This window comes from Tenacibaculum piscium, from assembly GCF_021390715.1.
Taxonomy (GTDB): Bacteria; Bacteroidota; Bacteroidia; order Flavobacteriales; family Flavobacteriaceae; genus Polaribacter; species Polaribacter piscius.
This window is the reverse complement of the sequence record NZ_JAJGWT010000026.1, coordinates 1-3,095: the sequence shown is the minus strand read 5'-3', so window position 1 is coordinate 3,095 and position 3,095 is coordinate 1. Positions and strand designations below refer to the sequence as shown.

Annotated in this window: 2 protein-coding genes; both read left to right on the top strand. The window is 32.5% G+C overall.

Annotated features, from left to right (window positions below; genetic code table 11):
* The first annotated feature begins 1 nt into the window (after position 1).
* The gene (locus L0U77_RS11730; RefSeq protein ID WP_478221541.1) at positions 2-2,251 is read left to right on the top strand and encodes a phage portal protein family protein; all 2,250 of its coding nucleotides are present in this window, start codon (positions 2-4) and stop codon (positions 2,249-2,251) included.
* Positions 2,252-2,349: 98 nt separating this feature from the next.
* Positions 2,350-3,095: phage tail tape measure protein (locus L0U77_RS11725; protein ID WP_233901256.1), on the top strand; the 746-nt coding region annotated here is incomplete at its 3' end.

Below are 3,095 nucleotides of genomic sequence, written 5' to 3'. Positions count from 1 at the left end.
ACTGCCATTAATAACAGCAACGACCAATACAACGGACACAAAAACCATTGATAATGTTCATGNACAATGGTTTTATGAATTTTTAGAACACGCAATAGACCATATTATTTTTGGAACTACATTAATTGAGTTTTCTGAATTTCAAAATGAAAAAATAAAACACACGATTATACCTCGCAGAAATGTTGTTACAACGCAAAAGAAAATATTTCCAGACTTGCAAAAACCTCAATTTATAGATTATGCAAATCCAATGTTTGAAAATTGGTTAATTCAAATAGGTAAAAACGGTGAACTGGGTATTTTAAATAACATTATTCCGAATCTTATTTGGCTACGTAATGTAATGCAGGCATGGGCTGAATTTTGTGAGAAATTTGGACTGCCATTAATAACAGCAACGACCAATACAACGGACACAAAAACCATTGATAATGTTCATGCCATGCTATTACAGTTAGGCGAAGCTTCCGTTGGTACTTTTCCAACTGGAACAGAAATAAAATTTCAAGAGGCAAACAGAACGGACGCTTACAACACCTATTTACAGTTTATAAAAACCAATATGGATATGGTGAGTAAGCAATTAGTTGGCTCTACAATGCTATCCGACCAAGGTTCTAATCGAAGTCAAACAGAAGTACACGAACGTACTTTAGATAAAAAAATAGCACAAGCCGATAAGCGTTTAATTTCATTTATAATTAATGACCAATTATTTCCATTACTCGAAGCACAAGGTTATAAAATAAGCCCTGAAGATATGTTTGAATTTAAACCTGCAGAAGAGGTTTTAAATTTAAAAGACCTTTGGAGTATTACTGATGGTTTGCTTAAAAGTGGGCATGAAATACCTTTAGATTGGCTTTCTAAATCATTCAATATTCCTATTGATAGTAAAAAAAAAAGCATAACGATAACTCCAAATAAACCAATAATTGCACTATCGGAACAGCGTTATCCTACGAGTTGTTGCCCAAGTACAATTGTTGCCGTTGGTGGTGCTATGGGTAGGTTATTAACCAAATTAAACAGCCAATTAATAAAAGAAATATACAATAAATCAGATACTTCAGGTATTGCTGGAAAAATGATTGTTTTGGAAGCTTTGGAGTTATTTAAAGGTTTAAAATCTAAATTTTCAAGCACTACACAATACACAGGACCTGATTTACTAATGCTTCAAATGATGGAATATAATCTGTTTGAATTTACGGCAAGTAAAACCGAAGCTCGACTATCGGCAATGACTAATTTATTAATTGATAAAGAAAATAAAAAGCTTCGTGAATACAGCGATTTTAAAGCATTGTGTGAAAAAGAAACCAAAGAATTTAACAGTAATTGGCTACAAACAGAATATAATTTATCGGTAGCCGTTGGGCAAAATTCAGCAAGTTATATCCGTATGATGGCTGAAAAAGATACGGTAACTTCTTATGTACAATATCAAACTATTGGCGATGGAAGTGTACGAAATTCACACAAAGTATTAGATGGGCGTATTTTTAATTTATCAGATAAAGAAGCCATGGATTTGGTTGCTCCAAACGGTTATGGTTGCCGATGTGAATTTGTGCAATATATAGGAGGTACTCAGGGAAAAGTAACAACAGGTAAATATGCTAAAGAATTATTAGTAGAACAAGACCCTAAATATAGAAACTCACAATTTGAAATAAACCGTGCGGATTTAAAACAAGTATTTACAAAAAAGCAATTTTATACAGATATAAAAGGACTTCCTGAAAAATTGAATAAAATGACTTTTGATAAATATGGAGCAAAATCTTATGACACTTTTAAAAACTCTTTAAATAATATTAAAATAGATACCACTATTACTGGAGATAATGTAAAAGAATTGTTTGATAAAATAAAGGATACTGATTTAATGGGATTCGAGGATTATTTAGGTAGAAAAATGATTCTAAAAGAAAAAGTATTTAAAGCACATACAAAAGGTAAATACTTAAAATCTAATGAAAATAGGCACCAGTTATTTCCACATATAAAAGATATTATTAAAAACCCAGATGAAGTTTGGTATAATAATCCTGATAGGTTAGAAAATCAATTTCAGTCAAGATATATTAAGTTTTACAAAGATAAAGTAATATCGGTTGACTGTAAATTGGATAAAGAGCAAGGTTTAGAAATAAGAACCTGGTACCCAATAAAAAAAGAAGACCTTTTATATAGAAAAGGTCTTTTGGTTTGGGATAAGTTAAATAAAACGCCTTCAATTTAATGATACCCGTGTGCTATTCTATCCCGATGAAGTGAGCCCTTATCGTTAGAGGGTCGTATAAAACTTAATACAAATATACAAAATATAAAACAAAGATTATGGCAACTTCAAAAATGACCATGTTGTTAGATTTAAGTACCAAACTTTTTGGTGGTAAACTTCAAAAATTACAAAGCAAATTTGATAAATTTGGAACTAAAGTTGGTGGAAAAATAGACAAACTAAGATTAAAATATCAAGGTTTTATTGATGAAATACCAGGATTAGGGCGTGCAATGGATTTATTAAAAAATCCAATGGCATTGGCTACCGTAGGAATACTAGGCGTTGGTATTGCCTTTGGAGCACTCGCCACAAAAGGTGTGCAAGCCGCCGAAAAGTTTGACACCGCTTTTTTGCCCATTAAACAATTGAACCTCGATAAATCAAAAGTAGAACTTGATAGTTATCGTTCCAAAATTAGAGATGCCGCTTTTGATATTGGTACAAATCTTGGCGATTCTACTAATGCAATGTACGATTTACAATCTGCTACTGGTTTATACGGTAAAGATGCTATTGATGTTTTTAAAAAAGTAGGGCGTTACTCTCAAGCAACTGGAGCTGATTTAGGCGATTCGATGAATTCCACCACAAAAGCAATGAAAGCCTTTGGTATTGGTGTTGATGATATTGATGCCTTATTAGCTTCGAACGCTAAAACCGTGCAAACAGGTATTGTTACTTTTGATGAACTAGCCAAAGTACAAACGGAATATGCAGGTGCAACAAGTGCCGCAGGGCAAAGTGTTGATGTTGGTAATAAGGTTTTTGCGATGTTTACTTCTATTAGTAAAAATGCTGA